At 60.7% G+C, this 26,971-nt stretch carries 21 protein-coding genes; 11 read left to right on the top strand and 10 right to left on the bottom strand.

Annotated elements, in window-relative coordinates:
* Positions 1-233 precede the first annotated feature (233 nt).
* Positions 234-2,279 carry a methionine--tRNA ligase gene (gene metG / locus AWR36_RS12410; RefSeq protein WP_067085614.1) on the bottom strand — a complete coding sequence of 682 codons (2,046 nt, stop codon included), beginning with the start codon at positions 2,277-2,279 and terminating at the stop codon, positions 234-236.
* Between the two features lie 173 nt (positions 2,280-2,452).
* Here metG and apbC point away from each other — a divergent pair, with 173 nt between their 5' ends.
* Positions 2,453-3,601 carry an iron-sulfur cluster carrier protein ApbC gene (gene apbC, locus AWR36_RS12405; RefSeq protein ID WP_269767054.1) on the top strand — a complete coding sequence of 383 codons (1,149 nt, stop codon included), beginning with the start codon at positions 2,453-2,455 and terminating at the stop codon, positions 3,599-3,601.
* A gap of 77 nt (positions 3,602-3,678) precedes the next feature.
* Here apbC and AWR36_RS12400 read toward each other — a convergent pair whose 3' ends face one another.
* Entirely contained in the window at positions 3,679-4,590 is a 912-nt protein-coding gene (locus AWR36_RS12400) for a hypothetical protein (protein ID WP_141398530.1), read from the bottom strand.
* Between the two features lie 619 nt (positions 4,591-5,209).
* On the opposite strand from AWR36_RS12400, the gene AWR36_RS12395 reads away from it, so the two are divergent.
* Complete coding sequence (locus AWR36_RS12395) at positions 5,210-5,599, top strand: hypothetical protein (RefSeq protein WP_067085399.1); 390 nt, start codon at positions 5,210-5,212, stop codon at positions 5,597-5,599.
* Between the two features lie 13 nt (positions 5,600-5,612).
* Here the strand turns inward: AWR36_RS12395 and trhO are convergent, their stop codons facing one another.
* Positions 5,613-6,611: an oxygen-dependent tRNA uridine(34) hydroxylase TrhO gene (gene trhO / locus AWR36_RS12390; RefSeq protein ID WP_067085397.1), complete on the bottom strand. Its 999-nt coding sequence runs from the start codon at positions 6,609-6,611 to the stop codon at positions 5,613-5,615.
* A 212-nt stretch (positions 6,612-6,823) separates the two neighbouring features.
* Between trhO and AWR36_RS12385 the strand changes: the two genes are divergently transcribed.
* Together AWR36_RS12385 and AWR36_RS12380 are read left to right on the top strand one after the other, a co-directional pair.
* Positions 6,824-7,081 (top strand): baseplate wedge protein 53, encoded by a 258-nt coding sequence (locus AWR36_RS12385; RefSeq protein WP_067085395.1) that lies wholly within the window; start codon positions 6,824-6,826, stop codon positions 7,079-7,081.
* 521 nt (positions 7,082-7,602) lie between these two features.
* Complete coding sequence (locus AWR36_RS12380) at positions 7,603-8,067, top strand: hypothetical protein (protein WP_067085393.1); 465 nt, start codon at positions 7,603-7,605, stop codon at positions 8,065-8,067.
* A 131-nt stretch (positions 8,068-8,198) separates the two neighbouring features.
* Here the strand turns inward: AWR36_RS12380 and AWR36_RS12375 are convergent, their stop codons facing one another.
* From AWR36_RS12375 to ydiJ, 3 genes are all read right to left on the bottom strand, one after another.
* The gene (locus AWR36_RS12375; RefSeq protein WP_231745321.1) at positions 8,199-8,603 is read right to left on the bottom strand and encodes a 3D domain-containing protein; all 405 of its coding nucleotides are present in this window, start codon (positions 8,601-8,603) and stop codon (positions 8,199-8,201) included.
* A gap of 539 nt (positions 8,604-9,142) precedes the next feature.
* Positions 9,143-9,856 carry a tetratricopeptide repeat protein gene (locus AWR36_RS12370; protein ID WP_231745320.1) on the bottom strand — a complete coding sequence of 238 codons (714 nt, stop codon included), beginning with the start codon at positions 9,854-9,856 and terminating at the stop codon, positions 9,143-9,145.
* 33 nt (positions 9,857-9,889) lie between these two features.
* Positions 9,890-12,961 carry a D-2-hydroxyglutarate dehydrogenase YdiJ gene (gene ydiJ / locus AWR36_RS12365; RefSeq protein ID WP_067085389.1) on the bottom strand — a complete coding sequence of 1,024 codons (3,072 nt, stop codon included), beginning with the start codon at positions 12,959-12,961 and terminating at the stop codon, positions 9,890-9,892.
* A 225-nt stretch (positions 12,962-13,186) separates the two neighbouring features.
* On the opposite strand from ydiJ, the gene AWR36_RS12360 reads away from it, so the two are divergent.
* From AWR36_RS12360 to AWR36_RS12335, 6 genes are all read left to right on the top strand, one after another.
* A complete protein-coding gene (locus AWR36_RS12360; protein WP_067085387.1) occupies positions 13,187-14,164 on the top strand; it encodes a YbgA family protein in 978 nt (325 codons plus the stop codon).
* Positions 14,165-14,334: 170 nt separating this feature from the next.
* Positions 14,335-15,261, top strand: coding sequence for a MerR family transcriptional regulator (locus tag AWR36_RS12355; protein WP_067085385.1), 927 nt, complete (start codon positions 14,335-14,337; stop codon positions 15,259-15,261).
* Complete coding sequence (gene phrB, locus AWR36_RS12350; RefSeq protein ID WP_067085382.1) at positions 15,258-16,721, top strand: deoxyribodipyrimidine photo-lyase; 1,464 nt, start codon at positions 15,258-15,260, stop codon at positions 16,719-16,721. The genes AWR36_RS12355 and phrB overlap by 4 nt, the downstream gene beginning before the upstream one ends.
* Before the next feature lie 145 nt (positions 16,722-16,866).
* The gene (locus AWR36_RS12345; RefSeq protein ID WP_067085380.1) at positions 16,867-19,044 is read left to right on the top strand and encodes an autotransporter outer membrane beta-barrel domain-containing protein; all 2,178 of its coding nucleotides are present in this window, start codon (positions 16,867-16,869) and stop codon (positions 19,042-19,044) included.
* Positions 19,045-19,233: 189 nt separating this feature from the next.
* Positions 19,234-20,427 (top strand): pyridoxal phosphate-dependent aminotransferase, encoded by a 1,194-nt coding sequence (locus AWR36_RS12340; protein ID WP_067085378.1) that lies wholly within the window; start codon positions 19,234-19,236, stop codon positions 20,425-20,427.
* Positions 20,428-20,540: 113 nt separating this feature from the next.
* Positions 20,541-21,017 (top strand): Lrp/AsnC family transcriptional regulator, encoded by a 477-nt coding sequence (locus AWR36_RS12335; protein WP_067085376.1) that lies wholly within the window; start codon positions 20,541-20,543, stop codon positions 21,015-21,017.
* Between the two features lie 77 nt (positions 21,018-21,094).
* Here AWR36_RS12335 and AWR36_RS12330 read toward each other — a convergent pair whose 3' ends face one another.
* Genes AWR36_RS12330 through AWR36_RS12320 form a run of 3 tightly spaced genes read right to left on the bottom strand, consistent with a single transcriptional unit; the run spans position 21,095 to position 25,050 of the window.
* Entirely contained in the window at positions 21,095-22,135 is a 1,041-nt protein-coding gene (locus AWR36_RS12330) for a HupE/UreJ family protein (protein WP_067085374.1), read from the bottom strand.
* Positions 22,132-22,986 carry a peptidyl-prolyl cis-trans isomerase gene (locus AWR36_RS12325; protein ID WP_067085372.1) on the bottom strand — a complete coding sequence of 285 codons (855 nt, stop codon included), beginning with the start codon at positions 22,984-22,986 and terminating at the stop codon, positions 22,132-22,134. The genes AWR36_RS12330 and AWR36_RS12325 overlap by 4 nt, the downstream gene beginning before the upstream one ends.
* 48 nt (positions 22,987-23,034) lie before the next feature.
* Positions 23,035-25,050 carry a DUF3604 domain-containing protein gene (locus tag AWR36_RS12320; RefSeq protein WP_067085370.1) on the bottom strand — a complete coding sequence of 672 codons (2,016 nt, stop codon included), beginning with the start codon at positions 25,048-25,050 and terminating at the stop codon, positions 23,035-23,037.
* Positions 25,051-25,309: 259 nt separating this feature from the next.
* On the opposite strand from AWR36_RS12320, the gene AWR36_RS12315 reads away from it, so the two are divergent.
* Positions 25,310-25,711, top strand: a complete 402-nt coding sequence (locus AWR36_RS12315) for a DUF4345 family protein (protein ID WP_067085365.1) — start codon at positions 25,310-25,312, stop codon at positions 25,709-25,711.
* Positions 25,712-25,783: 72 nt separating this feature from the next.
* Here the strand turns inward: AWR36_RS12315 and AWR36_RS12310 are convergent, their stop codons facing one another.
* Positions 25,784-26,539 carry a sterol desaturase family protein gene (locus AWR36_RS12310; RefSeq protein ID WP_067085363.1) on the bottom strand — a complete coding sequence of 252 codons (756 nt, stop codon included), beginning with the start codon at positions 26,537-26,539 and terminating at the stop codon, positions 25,784-25,786.
* Positions 26,540-26,971: the final 432 nt, after the last annotated feature.

The raw sequence follows: 26,971 nt of genomic DNA, 5'->3' as shown, positions 1-26,971 counted from the left end.
TAAGTACCCTGGCAAGGGCCGAGGAGGTGGTTCCAGAGTGGAGTGGCGGCAAAGCACCGGGAGGGGTATTTCGAAACGCTGTAAATACGTCCCTGTACGCTCCGTCGGGGACGTCCTGTCGCCGACGGTTCGAAATACCCGTCCCGGTACTTTGCCTTCAATTTATGGCCTGGTGGTAGTCCGCAGACACCGGGTGGGGGCCGATGTCCTATAAAAAATTTTCTGTCGAAAAACTACATCACCCGCATGCCTGGCTGTGCACCGGCGTGGGGCTCCAGGATCCACAGGTCTTTGCCGCCGGGCCCGGCTGCCAGCACCATACCCTCGGAGACACCGAAGCGCATCTTGCGCGGCGCCAGGTTGGCCACCATCACGGTGTGCTTGCCGACCAGGTCTTCCGGTTTGTAAGCGCTCTTGATGCCTGCAAAAACCTGGCGGGTTTCACCGCCCAGGTCGAGGGTCAGCTTCAGCAGCTTGCCGGCGCCTTCCACGTGTTCGGCATTGGCGATCAGCGCAATGCGCAGGTCAACCTTGGCGAAGTCGTCAAACTGGATCTCATCGGCGATGGGATCGTCGGCCAGTGGGCCGGTTTTCTGCTCGCCGGCGGTCTCGGCCTGCAGCTGGGCCAGGGATTCCTTTGCGGCCTCGAGAATGGCGTCCACCTGCTTCTGCTCGATGCGCTGCATCAGCGGCTTGAACTTGTTGATGGTGTGGCCTGCCAGCGGTGTGGTGGCACTGTGCCAGTCCAGTTCGGCACCCAGGAAAGCCTCCGCTTTTTTGGCGGTTTCCGGCAGCACCGGCGCCAGCCAGGTAATCAGGGCACGGAACATATTCACACCCTGGGAGCAGATGGCCAGTACCTCGTCTTCCTTGCCCTCTTCTTTGGCCAGGGACCAGGGCGCCTTGTCGGCGATCCAAGCGTTGGCGGCGTCGGCGAGGGCCATGATTTCGCGCATGGCGCGGGCATACTCGCGGCTCTCGTAAAAGTCGGCGATCCGCGGGGCCGCCTCGACAAACTGGTTCCACAGGGGCTCGTCCGCCAGTTGTTCGGCGAGGATGCCGCCGGACTTGCTGACGAACTTGGCGGTGCGCGAGGCGATATTGACCACCTTGCCCACCAGGTCGGAATTCACCTTGGCGATGAAGTCTTCCAGGTTCAGGTCCAGGTCGTCGACCCCGCCGGTCAGCTTGGCGGCGAAGTAGTAGCGCAGGTATTCCGGGTGCAGGTGGTCCAGGTAGTTGCGCGCATTGATAAAAGTGCCGCGGGACTTGGACATTTTCTTGCCGTTGACGGTCAGGAAGCCGTGCACGCACACCTTGGTGGGGGTACGGAAGTCGGCGGAGTCCAGCATCGCCGGCCAGAACAGCGCGTGGAAGTTGACGATATCCTTGCCGATAAAGTGATACACCTCGGCGTCGCTGTCTTTCTTCCAGTAGTCCAGCCAGTCGAGGCCCTTTGCGTCGCAGTAATTCTTCAGGCTGGCCATATAGCCGATGGGCGCGTCCAGCCAGACATAGAAATACTTGCCCGGTGCGTCGGGAATCTCGAAGCCGAAGTAGGGCGCATCGCGGGAGATATCCCACTCCTGCAGGCCCTCGTCCAGCCACTCGGAAAGCTTGTTGGCCACTTCGCTCTGCAGGGTGCCGGAGCGGGTCCACTGCTTCAGGAAATCGGTAAATTCCGGCAGGGTAAAGAAGAAGTGCTCGGACTCCTTTTCGACCGGGGTGGCGCCGGAGATGGCGGAAACCGGGTCGATCAGCTCGGTGGGGCTGTAGGTGGCGCCACAGGCCTCACAGTTGTCGCCATACTGGTCCGGCGTTTTACAGCGCGGGCAGGTACCCTTGATATAGCGGTCGGCGAGAAAGAGCTCTTTCTCCGGATCGAACGCCTGGGTGATGGTGCGCGAGGCAATGTGCCCGTTGTCCCGCAGGCGCTGGTAAATCATCGCGGACAGTTCGCGGTTTTCTTCCGAGTGGGTGGAGTGGTAGTTATCCACCCCGATCAGGAAGTCGCTGAAGTCGCGCTCGTGCTCCGCCTGCATGTTGGCGATGTGCTGCTCCGCGGTCAGGCCCAGCTGCTCGGCCTTCAGCATGATGGCGGTGCCGTGGGCATCGTCGGCGCACATGTACAGGCAGTGGTGGCCGCGAGCGCGCTGGAAGCGGGCCCAGATGTCAGTCTGGATGTACTCCAGGATGTGCCCGAGGTGCAGGGAGCCGTTGGCGTAGGGCAGTGCACTGGTCACGAGGATGTTACGGGCTTGGGGGCGCGATTCGGACATCGATTTTTCCATGACAGACAGTTTCCGGCCGCGTTTGGCGGCCCCGTAAAAGACCGGCGAATATAGCAGATATGCGGCCTGCGCGGCACCCGCGGGGCGCCGCTGGCGCTGGTTCGAGCCATACCGCACAATGCACGCAAATTTTGACAGATAGCGGAACAGGGGACAGTGACGTGAGTGAACACGAGCATGACCACGGGGACCTGCCCGAGGGGGCGCAGGCGGAACTGGAACGGTTGGCGGAATGCCTCGGCAGCCTGCACGACCCGGCCAGCGGGCGGATCCTCGACGAGCTCGATGCGGATATCGAGGTGGGCTATGAAGACGGTAGCGTCCTGGTGGGCATTACCCTCGGCTACCCCTGTGACAGCCAGGAAGATGACTGGCGTGATCGTATTCAGGAGGCCTGCATGCCAACCCTGCGCGGTGGCCCGCTGGGGGAGGCGCACCTGCACTTCGAGCTGTTCAGTGAGGTTCCCACCACCGAGGCTGGCGAGGTGCCTGAGCACTTGCGCGGCGTGAAGAACATTGTCGCGGTGGCCTCCGGCAAGGGCGGCGTGGGCAAGTCCACCACTGCCGTCAACCTGGCGCTGGCGCTGGCTGCGGAAGGTGCCAGCGTCGGTCTCCTGGATGCCGATATTTACGGCCCCAGCCTTCCCACCATGCTCGGCACCGAGGGCGTACGACCGAAAGTGAAAGAACACAAGTTCTTCCTGCCGGTGGAGGCCCACGGCCTCAAGACCATGTCCCTCGGTTATTTGCTGACGGAGGATACCCCGGCGGTATGGCGCGGGCCCATGGCCAGCGGTGCCCTCAACCAGATCCTCACCCAGACCCTGTGGTGCGACGATGGCGGCGAACTGGACTACCTGATCGTGGATATGCCCCCGGGCACCGGCGATATCCAGCTGACCCTGGCCCAGAAAGCGCGCCTGGCCGGCGCCGTGATCGTGACGACTCCCCAGGACCTGGCTCTGGTGGACGCGATCAAGGGTGTGGAAATGTTCCGCAAGGTGTCGGTGCCGGTGCTGGGGATTGTCGAGAACATGTCCCTGCACACCTGCAGCCAGTGCGGCCATACCGAGCCCGTGTTCGGCAGCGGCGGCGGCGAGAGGATTGCCGCGGAGTACGATACCGGCCTGCTGGGGCAGTTGCCGCTGGCGATGGCCATCCGCGAGGGCACCGATCGCGGCCTGCCGAGCGTCATCGCCGAGCCGGACAGTGAAGTGGCACAGCACTACCGCGAGATTGCCCGGCGCGCTGCCGCGGAAATCTGGCTCAGTGCGGAGCAGGGCGCCGGGCCGGAAATCGAGATCGGATGATTGGAGTCGCGCCGGCGTAGCAGCCGAAGACACCGGCGCGGCAGCCACCGGTGTCCTGAAATGTCGGGGTTATACGGCTACTCGACCTCAAATGTCGAATTCATCTCGCCGGCATTACTCTTCGAGATCCACAGGTAGCGCCCCGGCTTCAGGTCGACAGTGACGTAGCCGTGGTTGCCGGCGGGGAGCTGTTCCATGCCGCCGACGAACTCGACTGGTGCTGGTGCCCGCAGTCCGCCGACATTGCTCCAGTCCATCCAGTGGGCGACCTTGTCGAGATCCGTGTCACTATCCAGTCTGGCCAGGTGCAGGTCAAAGGGCACGGGGCCGGGCGGATTCTCGAGAAAATTGACGCGGATGGTTTGCGGGCCGGCGGGTAGCCTGGTCGGGGCCTCGATGCCCGCGTTGCGCACGGACACCTCGCTGTCCGCTTTGGGCTCGGGGATTCCGCCCCTCTCACTGGTCACTTCCACCTGCTGCAGCATGCCCATGGAGGTATGCCACTGGCCGTCCGGCGCCTTCACGTAGCACTCCATCAGGTAGATACCCGGCTCCGTGAGCTCGATGGTGGCATAGGAAATCTTACCGGGAGCCATCAGGCCCGGGCCACCCGCCCAGGTCATCTGCATGCCCCACGCGGGCATATGTTCCTGCAGGAACGGGCCTATGTCCGCCTTGGTCAGCTCACCACTGCGCAGGCCCTCCATCAGTGGGTCGAATACTGGCACGACCTCCCTGAGCTGATCTTCAATGGTTTTGCCCTCCACCAGTTTATAAAACGCCACGAAATGCGCCTGCCCCCCAAGATTGCGAAAGCGGAAGCGGTGCCAGCCAAGGTCGAGCTTTTCTGGCCCCTCAATGGTGTATTCGCGGGTGACGATATCGATGGCTTGTGGCTCGTTCCTGTCTGGCTCGGCGGCCGAGCTATTCAGTGGCGTTAATATCAGGCTAACGAGCAGGGCCGAAAAGGTGCTTCGTATCATTTGCATGGTCATCTCCATTCAAGCGGGACTGGGAATCTCTCCGTCACGAGTTTGCGGCGGAGGGATGGCCCAAGAGGCTTTCACTGGTTTTTGCTCAACTAAAAGCGGCTGCTTCCTGACAGTGGTCGTCCGGCGAGAGAGCGGAACCGGGGGGCTGGGACATGGATCGCTTAATTAAAATTATTTGCTTATGGATCCTGATGTGACGTTATCACCATCGTGTTACCGGCAAAAGTTGTCGCGGCGCAGGTGGGACCGGGCTGGCAGCAATGAAACGGGATACACGTAGAAATGAATGACAACATCCACCTGCAGTGGGGCGCCGCCGATGATTTCTATGCCAGATGCGGCGAAGTCTGGCGGCGTCTGGGATTGTTGCAGCGGGGGGAAACTTGCGCTTGTTGGCGGGTCGGCTTTGCCTCCCGTTACCGCTGCCCCTATTTCTGGCAGCGGCTGGTGAGAGGTGGGTGAGAGGTGGGTGAGAGGTGGGCGAGACGAGTGAGCCGGACGTTGAGCCGGGCCGGGGGGCGGCTGTCATCCTTCCGTCATACAAGTGTCATAACTTGGTGGAACCAGCAGGTGCCATGCGGTGCTTTGCAGTGTCGAAATCAGGCAGGAGGTCGGTATGGGACCGGCAAATACACAGGTCAGGGTCCAGATGCCCGGGCGCATCCTGCGCCTCACGCCTACCAGTGAGGTGACCTTCGCGGAAATGGCGTGCACCTCGCGCTACCTGGCGGAGAAGTTTGGGCATCTTTCACCCATGCGCATCCTGCTCGATGCGCGCGGGGTGGTGGTGCGGGTCATGCCTGCCGAGAACCAGCAAATCGCCGAGTTGCTGTCGGGCCTCAAGGGGTTCGCCACTGCGCGAATCGCGGTGCTGCACGATGCCTGCGGTAATCCCATGGCCGCCACCGACCGCGCGTCGCAGCAGCGCGGCCTGCTGGTCCGCCAGTTCTTCAGCGAGCAGGCTGCCTGCCATTGGCTGCGCGCAGTGGGGCTGGTGCCCGGCTGACCCGGGCTCAGGTTCAGGCCTTCTGTGCGGCGCGTGCGGCTTCGGCCTGCTGGCGGCGCTGCTCGTACTTCTCGCGGCGGCGGGCGGCGGTGATTTCGCGGGCGTCCTGGCCGATATGCTGCTCGCCACGCTGCTTGGCCAGCTGGATCTGCTTCTCCCGCTCGCGGTAGCGGGCGCGATCGGCCTCGGACACCTTGTCGAAGCAGTGCGGGCAGCTCACCCCCTGCTCGAATTTCGGTGACTGCATTTCCTCTTCGGTGACGGGCATGCGGCAGGCGTTGCACTGCTGGTAATTGCCTCGCTCCAGGTCGTGGTTCACGGTCACCCGTTCGTCAAAGACGAAGCACTCCCCGTTCCACAGGGTCTCTTCCTTGGGCACGTCCTCCAGGTATTTCAGGATGCCGCCCTGCAGGTGGTACACCTCGTCGAACCCCTGCTCTTTCAGAAACGCGGTGGACTTCTCACAGCGGATGCCGCCGGTACAGAACATGGCCACTTTCTTGTGTTTTTCGGGGTCCAGGTGCTCCTTCACGTAGTCGGGGAACTCGCGGAAAGATTCGGTCTTGGGATTGATGGCATTTTCGAAGGTGCCGACCTGAAACTCGTAATCGTTACGGGTATCGATCAGCAGCACTTCCGGATCGCTGATCAGTGCGTTCCAGTCCTGTGGCTTTACATAGGTGCCAACGGTGCGGCGGGGGTCGATGCCCTCGACACCCATGGTGACGATCTCGCGCTTGAGCTTCACCTTGCTGCGCAGGAAGGGCATTTCCCCGGTAAACGATTCCTTGTAATCCAGTTCCGCCAGGCGCGGGTCGGATTGCAGGTGGGCGAGCAGCGCGTCGATGCCCTCTCGGGAGCCGGCGACGGTACCGTTGATGCCCTCTTTGGCCAGCAGCAGGGTGCCGCGGACCTGGTTCTCGAGCATGACGTTCAGGAGGGGTTCGCGCAGGGATTCAAAGTCGTCCAGGGAGATGAACTTGTACAGCGCACAGACTACGACTGGTTTCATGGTTTTACCTCTTGCGGGCCGGAGCGTAAATCCGGAGCAACGGAATCCCCGGCTGCGAGCCGGGGGTGAAAATCGCCGCGCATTTTATCCCACCCGAGCGGATTTGTCGTACATTTATTGGGCAGTGACTTGTTATTGACCAGTGGGCCGCAAGTTGTCAAAGTGGCGCGACTTTTACGTTTGCCCCACCTGCCCACAGCGAGGCTGTTTCCATGGAAGAAGAGTTCGTTCCCAAAGAGTCTCCCCTGAGCCGGTCTTACCGGGAAGGCGACCATACGGTTCAAATCGATATTTACGAGGATGGCGACGGCAGTTGGCTGCTCGAAATCATCGATGAGGACGATAACTCCACGGTGTGGGAAGACCCATTCGACACCGAGGAAGACGCATTGGAAGAGGCCCTGGAAGCGCTTCGCGACGAGGGGATCGAGACCTTTGTCGGTCCGGTGGAGGAAGAGGACGAGACCTGATCATTCCATGGGGACATGAGGGCATGAAGAGAGGCGCCGCCTCTCCTCTGCTTGCCACTCCCTGTGCGGGGACGACGGGTTTTTCCAGTCGTCCTTTCCCGGCAACTTCGATTTCCCCGTAACTTGGATTGCCCTGCATTCCGCGGGCTGACCCATTGCCTATCCCCCGTGAGTTTGTCCAACCCCCTAAACCAGCATTCCCGCAGTGCCTCTCTTGCGCCTGTGCCGGTATCCTTGCGCGCGGTGACCACTCGGAGCGGGGAGTTGTGGTGAACCTGAAGCACCATTGCTGAAGACTGCTATCGTTAAAGAGTGAAGGGAATCGCGACAGTGTGACAGCACACGACCCAATCGCGGTGCCCCCGGAAACACCAGGAGCTTGTGTTTTCGGGGGTACCAATTGGCAGCAGCGAGCGGTTCCGCGATCCATGACTCTATCCCGTATTTCTTCCCCCTTACTGTTATTACTATCGGTCGGCTTACTCGCGTTACTGCCATTGCGGCCGTTGCACGCAGTACCGGTGACCCTGTCCGACCAGAGGGTTCTGGAAACGGGGCTGGCTGAGGCCCGGCTGCTGGCGGAACTGCGGGGCTTTGCCATCATCGCTGGTCGTCATTGCATCGGCTGCGATGAGAATACGGCGCTCTACGTTCGCAAGATTGTGCCTCGCAATGGTTTTGTCGAGCGGATTTCCCAGGCTGCGGCCCGTTATACCTACCCGGGCAACTATCGCGATTACCAGAGCAAGGCGCTGGTGGAGAAGACCCGCTTCTTCTACGGCCGCTGTTATGAGGGGCAGGCCGCATTGTTATGGCTCAGTGAATACCGCGGCCCCGTTGGCTGGAATCACGATACCTACCTGATTCTTTTTGGCGAGCAGGGATTGGAGCACCGCTACAGCAAGCAGTACCGGCCGGAGCTCTTTCACCTGGGGCACAGCGAGTGCCGGGAGTTGCCTGGCATTGAGGCGGAGATCGAGCCCTGAGACTGGCGGGGTTGGATTGGGCTGGGCAGTGTCCGGCGGCCATAAAAAAGCCCCGCTCGGAGGCGGGGCGTTCAGGCCGCGGTTAGCCGCGGTTTTTAGGATTGTTCTCTCTATCGTCGCTAGTTCAGCGATTACTTGACCGGCTTGAAGACGATCTTCAGCTTCTTCTTACCCCACTGGCGGGCTTTCTTGATGTCTTTTTCCATCCACACGTCGATGCGGTTGGTGAAGCGCTTGTTCATACGGTCACGCACGGTGTAGGTACCGGGCAGACCTTCAATTTTTACCTTGGCGCCGTTGGTCAGGCCGTGCTTTTCCAGGTCGCGGGACACTGCGATGATCTTGTCACCCGGACGCAGACGGTTGTTCCACGCTGCTACCCAGGGATCGTCATCGGTCTGGCCGGGCACAGAGTTGTATGCAGTCGCATCAACAGTCATGGTCTTTTCGATTGCTGCAGACGCGCTGAGGCTGAAGGAACCCGCCAGAACGGCAGTTACAAAAAATACCCAATTGCGCAGAGTCTGTTTCATCATGTCCCGATACCTCCGAGATTCAAACGGTCACAAGCCAAGAGGTGCTTGCGAAGCTTCCAAGTACTTTTGGAAATAACTGATCAATATTTGAACAGTGGTGGCTATATTACGGGTCAGCCCCGGGTTATCAAATATTTTCTGTGCAATGATCTCCGGGCCGTACGGGAGGGCGTTTTCGAGCGGTAGAATGGCAATCCATCCCTGTGTTTCCGCTCCTGTGGGAATAGCATTCTTTCAAATGCGCGATTGATTAATAAATGATCAGTGTGTGTTGGTCATTTGAGCAATGGAATCCACCACCAACAAACAGTAATGACAGCGATGTCTTTCTAATCAGGAATGGGTCAGGATCGGAAATTCGGTTTCTAACCCTGCCTTTGAAAGTAAAAAATTCTCCCCCAACTATTTGCGACCGTTTGGTCAAACCCTGTCAAAAGTCAGGTGACTGGCGATGGAATCCGAGCTTTCAGGGGAGATAGGTCGATGTCAGCGCTGTCACCAATAGTTGGCAGCGTTGTCTTGGCGACGTTTGCGGCAGGTCAGAGAGCGGTGGTGGTGGCCTGGGCAGGCGGGTTCAGCTGCTCGCGCAAAGCCAGCAGGTAGGCGCGATCCTCTTCCAGGTCGGCAAACCCGTGCTCCATATCCAGTTCGACTGCCTTTTCCAGCCAGTCCACGGCCTCCACCAGATTGCCCTGCCACTCGCACACCTGTCCCAGGTTGAAATAGGTGATAGCGAGGTTGTGCCACTCTCTCTGGGTTGCGAGCTCAGGCACGGCGCCCTTATAGAGGAAATAGGCGTTGCGCAGCAGGTCCACCTGCTTGCCAGCTTCCGCCGTGGCGGCCTGCTGGTGGTAGGTGTGTGCGAGCGCGGAGCGTACGCGGGCGGGGGAGTGGGGTAGCGACGCCCCACTGTCGAGGAAATCCAGCACCGATTCGAACTGGGCCCTTGCCAGGGGGTAGAGGTCCGGACGCAGCGCGCCGCCGAGGGCGCTGAGAATGATGCCATAGCGGTAGCGCAGGTTGTGCTGGGCGCGCGGCTCCTCCTCCAGCTCGGCAATTGCCTGCTCGTAGAGGGGCAGGGCGGCATCGTAGTCGCCTTCCTGTGCCAGGGCCTCGGCCTCTGCCACCAGGTCCGGGGCGGATTCGGTCGCGTCAGCCGCGGGGGCCAGCAGGGCGACGCAGACTACTAACTGCTTGAGGAGCTGGCGGTTGAGGAGATTCGACATGGCTATCAACACGGTACCGGGTTTCACTGGGGCGCGCTTCCCTCGCGCCCTGATCACATATCACTCAGTAAACCGCGAATCGGACATTTGTGCCAGCAATCCCTGCAGCGGATGGCGCAGGGTCACACCCGCGAAGCGCTTACTCTGGCAGCGGCACGAGTAGCCACTGGCCAGGGTTGACTGGTTGTCGCCGTTAAGACGCGGCGCCCAGGACTGCTGGAAGATGGTGCGGGAGGTCTCTTTGTTGGCGGTTTCGTGACCATAGGTGCCAGCCATGCCGCAACAGCCGAGCGCTTCGGTGTGCAGTTCCAGCCCCAGCGCCTCGAAGATCGCGCGCCAATCCTTCAGGGAAGCGGCGGCGTTCGTCTGTTCGCTGCAATGGGGCAGCAGGCGGAAGCTGCCGGCCCGGAGTCGCGGCTGCTGCCGCTCCAGGTGCTCCCGCTGGCTTGCCAGCCACTCCTGTAGCAATTGTACGGAGGGAGCTCCCTCACCGAGCACCTTGCGGTACTCCGAGCGGTAGGTGAGCGTCATGGAGGGATCGATTCCCACCAGCGGGATGCCGCTGCTGGACAGTTCCTGCAGCATTTCGCTGTTGGACTGGGCGACGCGGCGGAACGGGCCGAGGAAACCGTGCACATGCAGGGGTTTGCCGTTGGCGCGAAACGGCGCCACCAGCGGGTAAAAGTCCAGCTGTTTCAGCAGGCGCAACGCATCTGCCACCACCTGGGCGTCGAAATAACTGGTGAACGCATCCTGCACAATGATGACTGCGCGGCTGCGCTGCTCCGGCCCCAGCGCTGCCAGGCATGCGGGTCGGGCCAGGGGTACGCCCAGCTCTTCCATTTCATCGCGCAGGGTCTTGCGCGACAGGTCGGGACTATCGGCGAGACCGAGGCCGCGCTCCAGCAGCCAGCGCACCGGCGCGAACTTCAAGGGCCAGTTATACAGCTGGGGCGCCCGCGAGAGGTGCGGCATCACGAATTCGAGCGCACCGACGAAATAGTCCTTCAGCGGTCGCAGGTAGCGGCTGTAATAGAGCTCCAGGAACTTGGCGCGAAACTCCGGAACGTCCACCTTGATGGGGCACTGGCCAACGCAGGATTTGCAGCCCAGGCAGCCCTGCATGGCCTCGTTTACTTCGTGGTTGAAATCGTACTCGCCACGGGCTTTGGCCAGGGAATTCTTGATACGCCCCGGCAAGCCCACAAAGAAGGAGCGCTCGCGGAATTTCTGGCTGGTTTCCACCGCGTCCACGCCCCGCGCGCTGAGCAGGCGCAGCCACTCGCGCATCAGTGAGGCACGGCCCTTGGGGGAGTGTATCCGCTCCCGCGTGGCCTTATAGGAGGGGCACATGGCTGAGTCCGGATCCCAGTTGAAGCAGGCGCCATTGCCGTTGCAGTGCACGCCCTCGCTGTAGCCGTCCCAGACCTGTACCGGAATCTGTCGGTCCTGCTCGCCGCGGGTGGGGACCTCGTCGATTTTCAGCAGCCCGGAGGCGCGGCTGGGGGTGGCAATCTTGCCGGGGTTGAGCTGGTTGCGGGGGTCAAAAGCCGCTTTGACTTTCTGCAGTTCCGGATACAGTTCGCCGAAGAATTCCGGTGCGTACTCCGAGCGCACACCCTTGCCGTGCTCGCCCCACAGCAGTCCTTTGTATTTTTGTGTCAGCGCCACCACCTTATCGGTAATGGGGCGGATCATGGCCGCCTGTTCAGGATCCTTCATGTCGATGGCCGGGCGCACGTGCAATACGCCCGCGTCGACGTGGCCGAACATACCGTAGGCCAGGCCGGCTTCATCCAGTACGCCGCGGAACTCGGCGATAAAGTCCGCCAGGTGTTCCGGTGGCACGCAGGTGTCTTCGACGAACGGTATGGGGCGCTTCTCTCCCTCGGCATTGCCGAGCAGGCCCACGGCCCGTTTGCGCATGGCCCAGATGCGGTTGACCTCACCGTGCCCGCGGGCGATGGAGTAGCCAAAGCTCTTGCCCGGGTGGCCGATCACGCTGTCGATCAGCGCAGTGAAGCGCTGCAGCGCCTCCTCCAGGGCCTCTTCCGAGTCCGCCGTGTACTCCACCAGGTTGATGCCGCGCACCGGCCGGTCGTCTGCGGGGAAGAACTCGCTCACGCTGTGCCAGACGATGTCCTCCATCGCCAGCTGCAATACCTTGCTGTCCACGGTTTCGATGGACGTGGGACCGGCTTCCATCAGGTCATTGGCGTCGCGCAGGGCATCCTGAAAGTTGTCGTACTTGAGGTTGACCAGCGCCACGCACTTGGGGATCGGCAGCACATTCAGCTTGGCTTCGGCAATAAAGCCCAGAGTGCCCTCGGAGCCGCAGAGGACGCTATTCAGGTTGAATTGCGCCTGCTCTCCGTCACCCTCGCCCTCGCGCAGGTGGGCCAGGTCGTAGCCGGTCAGGCAGCGGTTGAGCTTGGGGAAGCGCTGCTCGATCAGTTTGGCTTTGTCCCGGGCGATCTCGTCACAGATCCGGTGCACGCGGCCGGCGCGGCCGTCCTGCCCGGCGACTTCTGCCAGTTCACTGTCGCTCAGCGGGGTGGAGTGCCACAGCTCGCCGCCGAGCAATACGGTGGCGAGTTCCAGTACGTGGTCGCGGGTCTTGCCGTAAACACAGGAACCCTGGCCAGAGGCGTCAGTATTGATCATGCCGCCAATGGTGGCCCGGTTGCTGGTGGAGAGCTCCGGAGCGAAGAACAGCCCGTGGGGCTTTAGTGCCGCGTTGAGTTGGTCCTTGACCACCCCGGCCTGTACCCGCACCCAGCGCTCCTCGGCGTTGATCTCGAGAATGCGGTTCATGTGCCGGGAAATATCCACCACCAGCCCGTCGGTGAGAGACTGGCCGTTGGTGCCGGTTCCGCCGCCGCGTGGGGACAGCACCACCTGCTGGAACTCCTCCCGGTCTGCCAGCTCACCCAGCAGTTGGAGGTCGTGGGTATCCCGCGGGTAGACCACCGCCTGCGGCAACACCTGGTAAATGGAGTTGTCGGTGGCCAGCACCGTTCGACTGGCATAGCTGGGAGTCAGGTCGCCGCGGAATCCGCCGTCGCGCAACGCCTGCAGGAACTGCAGGTAAAGGGCCTGAACCGGATCGACTTCACGCAGTGCTGGAATCATGGCTATGTCCGTAGCTCTCAGGGGGTCTGGCATTTTAGCGGTGGCGCACTGTGGCGCAAGCGGCCTTCCGGGTCACTGTCGGCAACAGGACAAAAATCGCGGCTGGCGCTCCCCGAGTCTAGGGTGGGGTTATCCGTCTGTATCTGCATTGTACAAAAATAAAACTTGTACAGGGTGGAGTGAGGAGTTATAACTTGTACAAATCTTCAAAGGTGTACAGGTGTGATGAAAATCGAGTTGCAGGCGGAAAAAATTCCCGTGGCCATCAGTCAGTGCGCCATGGGGGACGCAGTGCGCTATAACGGCGGACACAAGCACAGCAAGATCTGCACCCAGTTGCTGGGGCGCGTATTCGACTATGTGCCACTGTGCCCTGAAGTGGCGATCGGTATGGGTGTGCCACGTCAGCCCATTCGCCTGGTGAAGAGCGACACCTCGGCTGATGCCGAAATTCGCGTGCTCGGGGTGGACGACCCGACGCTCGATGTCACCCAGCCATTAAAGGACTATGCGGACAGCATGGTCCCGCAGTTGCAGCAGGTGCGCGGCTACATTTTTATGCAGAACTCCCCCAGCTGCGGCCTCAAGGGTATCCGGCGCTACCTGCCCAACGGGCACGGCCACGACAATGACGGCATGGGCGTCTACGCACAGCGGCTGCGGGAGCGCTTCCCGGACCTGCCGATGGAAGAGGTGGGCCGCCTCAACAGCAATGAGATCCGTGAGAACTTCCTGACCCGGGTATTCGCTTACGATGCCTGGTTCCGCTATGTGCAGGAGGAGCCGAGCCCGGCGCACATCATCGAGTTCTTCACTGCCTACAAGTACCTGTTGCTGGCGCACCACCAAGACAAAACCCGCGAACTGGGGCGGGTGCTGGCCAACTCGAAGGGGCGGGACCATGAGGAGCTGGCACTGGACGTGCGCGCCCGCATGATGGATATCCTCACCCATATGGCCAGCCGCAAGGACAAGACCAACGCGCTGATGCACAGCCAGGGGCACCTCAAGGGATATCTCAGCAAGGAGGAAAAGGCGGAGCTGACCCAGCTGATCGACGAGTACCGCCGTGGACTCAAGCCGGCCTCGGCAGTGCTGACGCTGCTGCGTCATTACCTGCCCCGTACCCCCCACAGCTTTATTCACAGCCAGATGTTACTGGCAGCGGAGCCGGCGGAAATGGGGCTGTGCGATTTTCACTGAACAGTTGCGCTTGCAATCGCGAAGAGAGCACCGCGAGCGCTTTTAAATACAGTCGCCCGATGAAAGGGCGGTTAACTTGATACCGGATTGAGGCAAACGTGTCTGAAGCAGAAGTACCCACCCCGGCCGCAGCGCGGGGAGAGAAACCGTCAGGGGAGACTGAGCAGCCTTTGACAGAGTCGAATCTGGCGATCGGCGAAGTGGCCCAGCGCACCGGGGTCAATCCGGTGACCCTGCGGGCCTGGGAGCGGCGCTATGGGCTGCTGGTTCCCAGCCGCACGGGGAAGGGCCACCGCCTCTATAGCGAGAGCGATGTGGCCCGGATTCGTGATATCCAGGCCTGGTTGGCCCGCGGTGTCGCCATCGGCAAGGTGCGCCCGCTGCTGGAGCAATCCCGGGGAGATTCCCCCCCAGCGGATGCGGCCGGATTGGAGCCTACCCCCGTCGAGGACAGCTGGTCGCAGCTGGTGGCTGAAACCCTGGCCCTGGAAGGGCGCCTGGTGCCGGCCGAGCTGGACCGGCACCTGGAGCAGTTGCTCTCCGCCTACCCGCTGCCGCTGCTGCTGGATCGATGGCTGTCGCCGCTGCAGCGCAGGCTCAGCCGCCAGCGCCGTTACGGCAGCAGCATCGCCCGGGCTCTGTTCTGGCGGCATCTGGGCGAGCTGCTGGCTGTGAACCTGCGCGCCGGCCGCCGCAACCGCAAGCGTGGCCCGGTCCTGGGCCGTCTGGTACTGCTGACCTTCCCCGGCACTGAGCAGGGAGTGTTTGCGCAGCTGTTCGAGGCTGCCCTGACAGATATCGGCTTCGAGGTGATTGGCCTGGCGCCGGAGGCCGAGCTGGGCGAACTGGCCATTGCGGAGAAAACCCTGGGGATCGATGGCGTGCTCTGCTATAGCCATCACGCCCTGCCAATGGCGACGCTCGGCAGTGGTCTAGAGCGGGCCCGCAAGGGGCTGAGGGTGCCACTGTGGTTTGCCGGTGGGTTCGTGGACTTGCAGCAGCAGGACCTGTGCCGCCTGGCAGAGCGGGCGCGGATGCGGTTGTTGTCGGCGAATTGCACTGAAGCATTGCAGCAATTGCGGGAGCAATTTTCATGAGTGACCGATTCGAACATGCGCGCGGCCTGGTCTGGTTCCGCACGGATCTCAGAATCCATGACAATACTGCGCTGCACCGGGCTGTCCAGGCCTGTCACTCGGTGGCGGGTGTCTTTATCGCCTGCCCGGAGACCTGGCAGGGGCACGACGAGGGCGACAACCTGGTCGCCTTTCGGCTCGCCTGTCTGCGCGAACTGCAGGATGCCCTCGGAGATCGCAATATCCCGCTGTACTTCCTCGAGCTGAAACGCTTTGATCAGGTGCCGGAAGCCATGGCGCAGATCGCGCAGAAGCTGGAGGTGGGTGCGGTTTTTGCCAACGCGGAGTACCCGGTGAATGAACAGGAGCGGGACCAGGCCGTGCGGGCGGCTTTGAAGGAAGTCGACATCCCGATCGAGTTCAGCACGGACCGGACCCTGGTCTCTCCCGGGGCGGTGAAGACCAACAGTGGTGACGCCTATAAAGTTTTTACCCCTTTCAAACGGGCTTTTATCGAGCAGTGCGGCGGTACTGACTTTTCCCCACTGCCCGCTCCGCGCAAACGGGAGACGGAGGAATGGCCCAGCTGGTTGCAGGTCAAGGGGGAAGAAAACCTGCGCCAGACAATCCCCGATACCGTGGATGGGTACAGTGCCGTGCCCATGGAAAACGGCCGGCTGCTGGGCTGGCAACCGGGAGAGAAAGCCGCGCTGAAACGGTTGAAAGCATTCGAGGAGCAGGTCGACGCCTACGAGGACGAGCGGGATTTCCCGGCCATCGATGGCACGTCCAAACTGTCTCCCTACTTGAATGCCGGTGCACTCTCTGTACGCCAGTGTGCACATATGGCCCTGGAGTGTAACCGCGGTCGCTGGAAAGGCGGCAGCGAGGGTATCGACTGCTGGCTCGGCGAGCTTATCTGGCGGGAGTTTTACACCCACCTGATCGTGGCCTACCCCCGCATCTGTAAACACAAGCCGTTCAAGCCGGAAACCGAGGCGGTGCCCTGGTCTAGCGACGAGCTGGCGTTTCGTCGCTGGTGCAAAGGCAAGACTGGCGTGCCCATCGTCGATGCGGCGATGCGTCAGCTGGAAAAGACTGGCTGGATGCACAACCGCTTGCGCATGGTGGTGGCTTCGTTCCTGACCAAGAACCTGTTGATCGACTGGCGCTGGGGCGAGCGCTATTTCATGAACCAGCTGATCGATGGGGACTTCGCCTCCAACAACGGCGGCTGGCAGTGGGCGGCATCGACGGGTACTGATGCAGTGCCTTATTTCCGCGTCTTCAACCCCTACAGTCAGTCGAAGAAGTTTGATCGCCACGGTGAGTTTATTCGTCACTATCTGCCGGAACTGAAAAAACTCAGTGACGACGAGGTGCACTGCCCGCCACCGATGGAGGGCTACCCGCCGCCCATTTGCGATGTTAAAGAGACCCGGAAAAAAGCCATCGAAGCGTTTGCCGATTTGAAAAAATAGGCGGCGCGGCGGCTGAATTTACAACCATGGACTCCATCGTCGGTTCTCTGTAGGGCGCAGGACTCCAGTGCTCGCAAGCTGCAGAAAAGTTGATCAGCTGGATGTCTATACTTGCCCAATCGCGACCTGTGCAAAGGAGTGCATTATGGGATTCACGGCAAGATCCATCAGCTTCGCGGTGGCGTTCGCGACCGCGTCGGTCGCCGCCGCTGACGACAGCGTGACCTCGGGACTCTACCGCAATGTTGTTGTCTTCGGAGACAGTCTCTCTGACAGCGGTAATGCGGGTATTTTTACCAGCGATGACCCGGACGGCGAAACACCGCGCCAGCCGGCTATCAGCTTTACCGCGCAGCGCTTCGGGCTGGAGCCTTTGACCCCTTCCTGTTTTGGCCTGGGACCACAGTTCGGTGGTGCAGTACCCTGTTATCCGGCAGCGGGCACCGTCGAAGAGCAGGTGGCGCAGATCACCGGTTCGGTATTGGTCAATGGCAGCAATTGGGCGGTTGGGGGAAATCGCGCCGCGGATGTGCTGCTGGATGTTGTGGGTCCCCAGCGCTTCCTGGCCCTTTTCCCTGACACGACGGTGGCAGATCACAACAGCCTGACAACCATCCTGCCGGACTCGACCCGCTGTGGTGAGGACGGTATCTGTGACCCCGCAGCGGGGGAGAGCCCCTACCTGCCGCCGGCGGAGCTGATTGCAGCGGTTTCCAGTTTTAATAATCCTGCCGCCCTGCAGGCACTGGTAGACGATCCCACCAACGGTATCGGTCTTACCGGTGTGCCAAATGCCCTGGGGCAGGGATACCTGCAGCGCAATTCGGTTTCCAGAGACACGCTCTACTACCTGAACGGCGGTGGTAACGACATTATTGCCAACACCATTGCCGGCACCATCAGTCCGGCGTCGATGGAGCGCGCCGCCACTTTCCTCGTTACCGCTGCGGAGCAGCTGCGTGGTGCAGGAGCGAAATACGTAGTGGTTTCCAACGCGCCGCGGGTCGGCAATACGCCCCTGATGAATGACCTGGGGCCGGCCGCGGTTTCCGCTGCCAACTCCGGCACCGCGCTGTTCAATGAAGAGCTGCGCGGCCAGCTGCTGTTTGTTGAAAATGTATTGATCCTGGATACCGAGGGCTTCGCCGCCCTGGCGCTGGAGCGGCCCGGGTTATTCGGCTTTGCCGATATTGACCAGGCGGCGACCTGCTATGCCGCAGGAGCCTGCGCGAATCCGGATCCGGTCTTCAGTGAGGTGGGTAGTGCCCCCAATGCGGACCGGCTTTACTTCAATGACGGTGTGCATCCCACCCTCGCCGCCCAGGAAGTGCTGGGGGATTACTATTACTCGGTGCTGAGCGCGCCGACGGGCTTCGCCATCCTGCCGGACCTGGGCTACCAGAACACCCGCGCCCACCAGTCCAATATCGACCAGCACCTGTTGTCGCAGCGGTTTCGTGAGCCCACCACCACCGTCTTTTTCAGCGCCGCCTGGACCACCACTGAACTCGGCGGAGGACCGGCACCCAACTATAACGACAATGCCTGGGACGGCTTCTTCGGCTTCAGTTTCAACGCCAGCGACAATCTCGAGTGGTCGTTGGCCCTGTCCTATGGCAGCTCCGATTACCGGCCGCGGGACTGGTCGCTGAAGGCGGATAACCTCAATTTCAGCTGGCTGGCCCGCTGGCACGACGAGCGCTGGTTTGTGGACGGGGGCCTGACCTATAGCGACATCGACTACGACGATGTGAATCGCCATATCGATCTCGGACCTTACCGGACGCAGATCAAGGCCAGCACCGAAGGTGATGCCAGCAGTGCATTTGTGCGTGGCGGCTTCGACACGGCACCGGCGTTGCCCTGCCAGGTAGGCCCCTTTGTTTCCGTGGCCTGGACCGACGTGGATAGCGACCGTTTCACCGAGCGGACCAACTCTGACCTGACGTATATCAGTGCCATCAACGGCCAGACAGTGGATCCCATCGGCCTGCGTGTGGGGGGGATCAGCCGGGAGTACTGGCGTTACCGGGCGGGCTTTTTCTACAACGCACCGGAAGAGGCGGACTGGCGCTGGTTCGGCGAGGTGTGGGTGGAAGCCAATGACGGCGATGACCGCCAGGACGTGAATATCGGCATCAAGTCGATCCGCGGTAACAATGCCAACCTGGCCGCCTACAACAGCCGCAACTCCGGTTACTTCCAGAATGGCGGCGGGGCCATGGTGGGGCTCAATGTCACCGACCAGTTCCTGGTCAGTGGCACCGTGCTGGTGCGGCCGGAGGACACACTGGGCGGACTGAATTTCAGCTACCGGTTCTGACCGGGTCGCGCGGCCGGCCTGATCTCGCGACCGGCGGGCAATGTCCGGTCGGTTGTGGCGCGGCGCAGAATTTTCTGCGGTGCGGGGCGCTAAAAACTCGCGGGAATGCGAAATCCGCCTTCAGATCGGGCATCAATTACCCGCGCGGTTGTTAGTGTACGCAGTATCGATAACAACCGGATAGAGAAGATGTTCCAGCCAAAGTTCAGCCTGCCGAGTGAAGCCCTCAACCGAGCCGACGCCGATGTCTGGGCGGTCAGCACGCGCGCCCACGAGCTGGCCGACAAGGGCGAGGACGTGATTTTCCTCTGTGTGGGCGATCCCAACTTCGATACCCCCGAACCCATCCTCGATTACACCCGCGCCCGGCTTGGTGTCGGTCGCACCCACTACTCCCCCGACGCCGGTGAACCGGTGCTGCGCCGTGCCATCGCCAGTATCGAGAGCAAGGTTTCCCCGCATCCCTGCAGCGCCGATGATGTGGTGGTATTCCCCGGTGGCACCAATGCCATTTATTCCGTGCTGGGCTGTTTGCTGAACCCCGGGGAGGAAATCGTCATCCCGGAGCCGATGTACATTGGCTACGTGCCAATTTGTGATGCCCTGCGCCTGAACGTCAAGCGGGTGGCATGCCCGGCGGAAGACAACTTTGCCTTCGATGTGGAGTCCATCAAGGCCGCCATCGGTGACGAGACCCGCGTGGTAATGATCAATACCCCGGTCAACCCCACCGGTGCCATGGCCACGCCGGAGCAGCTGCGCGAGCTGGCGGCTTACTGCCGTGAGCGCAATGTGTGGCTGGTGAGCGACGAGATGTACTCCATGATCACCTTTGCCCGCCGTCACACCTCCCTGCGTTCCGCTGCAGAGCACCTGGATAACGTGGTAGTGATCGACGGCCTGAGCAAGTCCCACGCCATGAGTGGCTGGCGCCTGGGCTGGGCTGTGGCCCAGGGCGAGCTGGTCGAGCGCCTGTCCCAGTTTGCCGGTGCCACCATGTTCGGCTGCCCCCAGTTCATTCAGGAAGCGGCTGCATTCGCGCTCGAGTTTGATGGCTACTTCGTCGAGCAGATGCGTTCCGCGTATGAGAAGCGGCGCGACTTGATTGTTGAGCGCATTGGCAAAATGCCGGGTCTCAGCTGTTATGCACCGGATGCGGGTATGTTCGTGATGGTGGATGTGTCACAGATCGCGGAATCCGGTGAGGCGTTTGCCTCGGCGTTACTGGATGCCGAGCGCGTGTCCGTCCTGCCCGGGGCACCTTTCGGTCCGAGTGCCGTGAACCATGTGCGCCTCACCCTGGCTGCGGACGATGCAGACCTGCGCCGAGCGCTGGATCGTATCGAACACTTCGTCAACAGCGATAACCGTCAGGCAGGCTGATCGAGGCTCTCCCTGAGAAGGCTGGCAATAAAGGGGTGCGCAAACGCGCCCCTGTTTCGACTTCTGTCGATTGCCGTTATCCTTGGCTTTTCTGTAGTTGAAGAAACAGCACCGTGAAAATCGACCGGCATAATCTAAAAATACTGCAGGCCCTGCAGACAAACGCCCGCATCAGCAATCTCAACCTGAGTGAAGAGATCGGCCTCTCCGAGAGCGCCTGTCTGGCGCGGGTAAAGCGGCTGACCAGTGAGCGTTATATCCGCGAGTTTCACGCGGAGGTGAACCTGGACAAGGTCCGCCATGCAGAGTTTTACGTGAACGTGGCGCTGAAGCGCCAGGATGCCCGTACCAGTGAAAGCTTCCGCCGGGCCATCAATGAGATACCCCAGATCGTCTCTTGCGTGAAGATGTCCGGGGAGTTCGATTACATGCTGCGGTTTGTCTGCCCGGATGCGGCAGACTTCAATCAGGTTTCCGAACAGCTGCTGGCGAATGAAGATGCGGCCATATCACGCATGACTTCCCACCTGGTGATCGAGAAAACCAAGCCCTTCACCGGTTACCCGCTGGAACTGCTGTTCCAGGATTGAGTGGAATACCTGAAATCAGTTGGCGTTACTATCCGGGCGGACAGCAGTCCGCCCGGATTGCCCTCCGCCAGCTTCCATTAACCCAGCACCACCGCCAGCGAGCGATCGATCAGCCACCAGGCGGCCAGCCCCCCCACCAGATAGGCCACCGGCCAGGCGGTAACCGCGGTGACGCTGGTGCCCTGGCGAGACTCCCACAGCCTGACCGGCGGTATGCGCCGCACCAACCAGACGATCCCCGCGAGTGAAGCAATAAAAGCCAGCTGGCCCGCCTCAACGCCGATATTGAACAGCGCCAGCGAGAGGGGAACCGCGTGCTGGGGTACACCGATCTCTGTCAGGGCTCCGGCGAAGCCGAGTCCGTGTAACAGCCCAAAGCTGAATGCCACCAGCCACGGCTTGCGAATGGCCAGTGTCGAGTGACCGTGAATTTTGTGCAGTATTTCAGTCGCCACAAATACGATGCTGAGTGCAATGATCGCCTCCACCGGCCCCTGCGGCACAGAAACCCAGCCCAGCACCGCCGCCGCCAGAGTCAGGCTGTGGGCCAGGGTGAATGCCGTGATGGTCAATACCAGCTGCCGCAAACCACTGACCAGTAACACCAGTGCCAGCACAAACAGCAGGTGGTCGATACCCAGCAGGATATGCTCCACGCCCAATACAAAATACGTAGCGGCGATCTGGCTGCTGCTGCCCCTGGCCTCAACCACCAGGGCGGTGCGGTCCGGTAGCAGTCTCGTCACTTGCTCACGCCCATCCAGCCACTGGATGTGCACCAGCGCGTCCGTCATGGTCTGTTCCAGGCCGTCGATGGTGATGCGTGCATTTGCCAGCGCGTCGCTGTGGCTTACCTTCCAGCTCTCGGTGTAGGAGCCGTTGGCGAAGGTACCGCGGGGAGTGCTTGCAGGGGTTACGCTCTGGTCAAAGCGAACGTCGAGGGACAGCCGCAGGTCGCCCCTGGCCGGTACGCGCCAGTTTACAGCGAAGGTCTCGGCGGAGTTCTGCTGAATCTGCAGGAAGGCCGGGCGCAGCTCATGGGACTTTGCCTGAAAGGCCAGCAGGAGGCTGAGCACAGCAAAAATCAGCGTGACATGCAGGGGGGACAGGCGGTTCATTGCAATGCCACCTCGGTACCGGAGTTATTCAAATCCCCTTCGATTCGCACCTGGTAATTGCTGCGATAGTTTTCAAACTGTGATTCCAGAACTTTCTGTTTCTCTGCCTGCTGCCAGTCGCGCAATACGCTCGGGCGCACCTGGTCAAAGCTGGCGGTTTGCGGCGGGCTGGCGGATTCCACCAGCACCAGGTGCAGCCCATAGGCGGACTGCAGGGGGCCGGCCCACTCGCCTTTGGGAAGCTCACTGAGCTGATCGGTAAACCCCTGCCCGAAGACCCGTTGCAGGCGGTCGATAGTTTCATCCTTGTAGGAGCTTTGCAGGAGGCTGCTGTCGCCGAGTTCAGCCGCTGGAAGGCCCTCCCAGAGCAAGGCTCGGGCGGTCTCGACGACGGCATCGGGATTCTTGTGCGCAGCCCTGTCGAAATAGATCTGTCGTATTGAGAACCTGGCAGGATCCAGATAGTGCTCTGCGTTATCGGCAAAATAGTCGCGCAGGACGGTTTCCTCCGGTTCGATGGTGTCCACCAGATCCCGGGCCAGGAATTCCATCTTCATGCGCAGGCGCCGCCGGATGACAGTATCGTCCCGGTCCAGGCCCAGGTTGAGCGCCTCACGATAAAGCACTTCTTCGCGTACAAAGTTGTCGACCAGCCGATTCAGCTCCGGCTCGGTGGGCGGCCGCTGCCATCGTCGTTCAAAAACAGCGGTCAAGTGGTTTATACGGCTTTGAGTGACGACAATTTCGTCCTGTTCAGTGCCCGTATCGGAGAAAACTGCGCTCAATCCAAATAGCAGCGCGCCGATCAGCACAAAATGCAGCAGCGGTTCCCGTAAAACCGTGTGGCTCATAGCTGGATTCCCTTGGTTTATTGTTTGAGGGGCTTGTCTTGCTCGAGTTTATGAATCCGATGGCACATACCAGATCGGGCTGGAAAACGCGCGCTCCTGATGGGTCAGCGGGACGTCCTTGTCCATCTCTTCGTCGAAGCGAACCTTGTCATACAGGGTCCACCGGGGCGTGGGTATTTCCAGAACCCTGACGTAGTAAACCGCTTTGTGTTCAGGGTTGAACTCCTCGTCGGTGAAGTAGCCGACCAGCTGCGGCGAGCCGATATCGTTGGTGTACTCGGCGGTCTCCATATCGACTGTGTTGCCCACCTGCTGGATTTTTCCCTGCGAGTCCTTACTGCGGTCACCGGACCAGAGGACGTTGAAGATCTTCTCGTGCGTTTCGCCGTTGCCGTCCACCCAGCCCTTGATGATCTGCACCCGATCCAGGTTGGCGCCCTCGGGGTCTTTCATGGCGGCTACCAGGAAGGTTATAGGCTGCCCCTCTTTGGCCGCGCTGAGTTCGGCGCCCATCGGTACGCCCTTTTCATAACCGACGGCGGCAATATCGCCCTCTGCGTCCTGTTCGGTAAATTCATAGCCGCCGAAAAAGCGCAGCGTCATGCGAGGTCCGGTGGTGGCAAAGGTTTCCCTGCGCTTCATGGCATCCCAGATCGCCTCGCGGGTGTTTTCTTTCGCCCAGACGCCCATGATTCCCGAGGCCGCCTGTTCCCACCCATAAAAGTCACCACTTTTTCCCTCGAGCAAAGGGAAGTTCCAGCGGGTTTTGTTGGACGGCTCTAGAGTCTTGAATTTGCCGAAGAAATTGTCTTCCTCTGCGGTAGACAGGCCGGTGTGGGTATCGGTGGCGGCGTTGGCTCCATACTGGAAGGGGTTGGTACCGAGCTCTTCCTGCAGGCGCAGTCCCGACTTGAGCGCTTCGCGCCAGTACTCGGTCTTGAAAGCGCCCTCGGGCTTGGGCACCAGGATGAGATTGCCCCGATCCCACAAGTCCCAGTTGGCGAACTCATCCTCCGGGGAAAGGCTGGGGTGAGATTCGCTCTGGCCTTTGATCTGAGTTACTTCAAAGAGCGGCTCATATCTTGCCCGCATCTCCGCCCACTCTGCCGTCATGGCGGAGCCATCGAATTGCTGCTCTTCGAACATACGGCCATTGGAGAGGTTGCCGTTATGGGGAATTGCGAGCACCTGGCCGCCGCTTTTCTGTTCGTAGGCCTGCATCCACTCCCACAATTTCATCGGATCCTGGGTTTCGAAAGTCGTGAGCGGCAACAGGTCACCGACGCGGTCGGCGCCATCGCGGAAAATGACGTTGCGATGCAGGTTGTTGCCTCCATCGGCATTCACGGTCCACTCGAAGGCGATAAAGGTGGAAAACTCGCCCGGTTTGTAATATTTCTCGGCGGCCTCTATGGTCTTTTGCCAGGCGGATTTCATCCACTTGGGGTCCATAACCTGTTCAGGCAGCCGCTCCTCGGACTGCATGGTGATCAGTTCACTCTTGGCAGCGCTGGCTTGATCCGGATCACCGGAGTTGAGTGCCTCGCTCCACCTCTTGATGGTGGCGTCCTCCATCATCTCCGGGTTGCCGGCGATGATTTCGTTGATGACGCCCATACCATCGGAGTGGTCGGTGATCATGAACCAGTCGTAGGGTCGCTCCAGCTTTGCCTTCACGCCGCTGTTGGAGTCCACTTCCTCACCCAGGGCGAAGCGGTAAGCATCCTCCGGCGTCAGTATTGCGCCGTCCATGCCGGCATCGGCGGACCAGCCGGTATGCACATGGGTGTCACCGAAATAGGCATCGGTCGGGTAATCCCGCTGACCGGCGTTGGCTTTACTGGCTTCGCCGGTACTGCTGTCATCGGAGTCTTTGGCCCCATAGGGGTTGGCTTCGTTGTCTACCTCGCTCACAGGAGCGTCGCGGGAGCCAAATTCTTCCCCGATGACCTGCTCCCCGCCACTATCCGATTGGTCCGGTTGGCCCTGTTGCTTGTCGCCACCGCAGGCGGTGAGCGCTGTCAGAGCAGTGAGAAGCATCGGTGTGAGAATGTGCGCTTTCATGGATTCTTCCGTGAGGAGTTTTGCATCTCTGCCGGCCATGCTGGATAAGCGCAATGGCCGCAGACTAAGGCGGTGAGTGGGGTTCAAGTTGCCTGTAGCTTAGTTGGGCAGGTTCGGTGAGGCAGAAAGGTTGGCATCTGATCACTCAACAGGTACGTAAATCTCAACGTCTAACTGCCTGGATAGAGCCACTCTAAACTGAGTGGACCAGCCAGGCTTTGGCGGGGCAGTAAAATCAACGGGGCAGGAGGCAAGGACCGTGAGACACAGTGGGACAATATATCTGATTCTGAATGCGCTCATATTCGCCATCATTGGCGTATCGGCTTTTGCGAATCCGCTCGCCTTTACCAAGACAATCGATTTTGCGCTGACCGCACCGGCGGCCATGCCGGAGTTTCTCGCCACCTTCGGCGGGTTGATGGTGATGATCGGTGCGGCGATCGGACTGGCAGTGGTCTTCCGCCGGCATCGCAGTATCGCCTTCCTGCTAATCGCCATGGCTTATGCCGGATTCGGTAGCGGGCGCCTGGTCGGCATGCTGGCGCACAGCGGGTTTGACTGGCGCAATGGGCTTTTCTTCGCCACCGAGATTCTGCTTATCCTGTGGGGCACAGCCTGTTACCTGCAGGAGCGGAGACAGGGCCACGGGCCGTCCTAGAAAAAAGCGCCGCACCCTGACCAGGGGCCATGCGAAGGTTGCGGGGTTTTGCCGATCAGCCGCAATACGGTTTCAGGGGGTCACCTCAGCGCCTTTGGCTCCCTCATCGTTCTCCACCGCGCCAGCCGTCACCCGGCGGAACTCGTCTTTGTAATTTTTTAACTCTGTGCCCATCAGCCGATCCCAGAAGGTGAAATAAAACCCGTAGTTACCCTGGAATTTCTGGTGGTGCAGATTGTGGTGGGTTGTGGTGGTCAGGAAGTCCAGCGGACCATCGACCCAGCCACGCGGGTGGAATTCGCAGGTGGCATGCAGCATGGTATTGCGAAAGATCTGGATGAAGCTGAAAGCGATCCCGACCCAGATATGGATTGGCAATAAGGCCAGCGACAGGGGGGTGAATAGCACCATCAGCAAAGCCTCACCGACGGAGAAACTGTACGCCGCCCAGGGTGTGGGGCTGACAGACAGGTGGTGTACCCGATGGAAGTGCCGGAATAGCCTGGGATGGTGTATGGCGCGGTGCACCCAGTAGAAGTAAGTGTCATGCAGGAGAATGAGGGCGGGCAGACTGACGATGTTCCACCAGAGTGGATAGTCAGTCCACTCCCAGTAGAGATGCAAGTAGCCGGCACGGCTGAGGGCTACCATGGCCAGGCCAATGGTGGCGCCTATGCCGATGGTGAGTAGCGAGAAACTCACTTCCCGGCGGATGTCTCGCCAGGTGGCGCGTCGTTTTTGCAGTCGGCGCTTATTCATCCAGCTGCGAAATAACAGCGAGACGCAAAGGCTAACCAGGGTGGCCGCCAGTATGTAGCGAAATAGCATCCTTTCGTACCGTGTCAGCCACGATCCTGCAAACTCTGACAAAAATTCCCACTCCATAGTGACTCCTTGCCATTCTTTCGAAATTCCATGGGAGGTTTCGCCTTGAGCACAGGACATGTCGGCTTCACTGCCGGGATAAGGATTCTTGCGGTTTCGGCAGCGGGCGAATCACCATAGTAGATAAATTTCGATTAGCGGCAGCTGTGGGGTTCGCAGTTTCAGACCCGCTTGGCACGGGATTCCTTCTGCTGTGTGCGTTACTGTCGATTGTCATGGCCTGCGTCGGCTTCAGCAGCGGGAACCTGATCGGGATGCTGGCGCACAGTGGGTCGGACTGGCGCAATGGGCTTTTCTTCGCCACCGAGATTCTGCTTATCCTGTGGGGCACAGCCTGTTATCTGCAGCAAAGGAGGCAGGGTCTCTCACCGGCGT

The organism is Microbulbifer flavimaris, assembly GCF_001641755.2.
Taxonomy (GTDB): domain Bacteria; phylum Pseudomonadota; class Gammaproteobacteria; order Pseudomonadales; family Cellvibrionaceae; genus Microbulbifer; species Microbulbifer flavimaris.
The sequence above is the reverse complement of the archived record's forward strand: the minus strand, read 5'-3'. Positions and strand labels throughout refer to the sequence as shown.

Bases quoted from the DNA above. Each gene is read 5' to 3' on its own strand.
- metG (WP_067085614.1), bottom strand. From the start codon at position 2,279: ATGTCCGAATCGCGCCCCCAAGCCCGTAACATCCTCGTGACCAGTGCA.
- AWR36_RS12400 (WP_141398530.1), bottom strand. From the start codon at position 4,590: ATGCAAATGATACGAAGCACCTTTTCGGCCCTGCTCGTTAGCCTGATA.
- AWR36_RS12395 (WP_067085399.1), top strand. From the start codon at position 5,210: ATGGGACCGGCAAATACACAGGTCAGGGTCCAGATGCCCGGGCGCATC.
- trhO (WP_067085397.1), bottom strand. From the start codon at position 6,611: ATGAAACCAGTCGTAGTCTGTGCGCTGTACAAGTTCATCTCCCTGGAC.
- AWR36_RS12385 (WP_067085395.1), top strand. From the start codon at position 6,824: ATGGAAGAAGAGTTCGTTCCCAAAGAGTCTCCCCTGAGCCGGTCTTAC.
- AWR36_RS12375 (WP_231745321.1), bottom strand. From the start codon at position 8,603: ATGATGAAACAGACTCTGCGCAATTGGGTATTTTTTGTAACTGCCGTT.
- ydiJ (WP_067085389.1), bottom strand. From the start codon at position 12,961: ATGATTCCAGCACTGCGTGAAGTCGATCCGGTTCAGGCCCTTTACCTG.
- AWR36_RS12360 (WP_067085387.1), top strand. From the start codon at position 13,187: ATGAAAATCGAGTTGCAGGCGGAAAAAATTCCCGTGGCCATCAGTCAG.
- phrB (WP_067085382.1), top strand. From the start codon at position 15,258: ATGAGTGACCGATTCGAACATGCGCGCGGCCTGGTCTGGTTCCGCACG.
- AWR36_RS12345 (WP_067085380.1), top strand. From the start codon at position 16,867: ATGGGATTCACGGCAAGATCCATCAGCTTCGCGGTGGCGTTCGCGACC.
- AWR36_RS12340 (WP_067085378.1), top strand. From the start codon at position 19,234: ATGTTCCAGCCAAAGTTCAGCCTGCCGAGTGAAGCCCTCAACCGAGCC.
- AWR36_RS12330 (WP_067085374.1), bottom strand. From the start codon at position 22,135: ATGAACCGCCTGTCCCCCCTGCATGTCACGCTGATTTTTGCTGTGCTC.
- AWR36_RS12325 (WP_067085372.1), bottom strand. From the start codon at position 22,986: ATGAGCCACACGGTTTTACGGGAACCGCTGCTGCATTTTGTGCTGATC.
- AWR36_RS12320 (WP_067085370.1), bottom strand. From the start codon at position 25,050: ATGAAAGCGCACATTCTCACACCGATGCTTCTCACTGCTCTGACAGCG.
- AWR36_RS12310 (WP_067085363.1), bottom strand. From the start codon at position 26,539: ATGCTATTTCGCTACATACTGGCGGCCACCCTGGTTAGCCTTTGCGTC.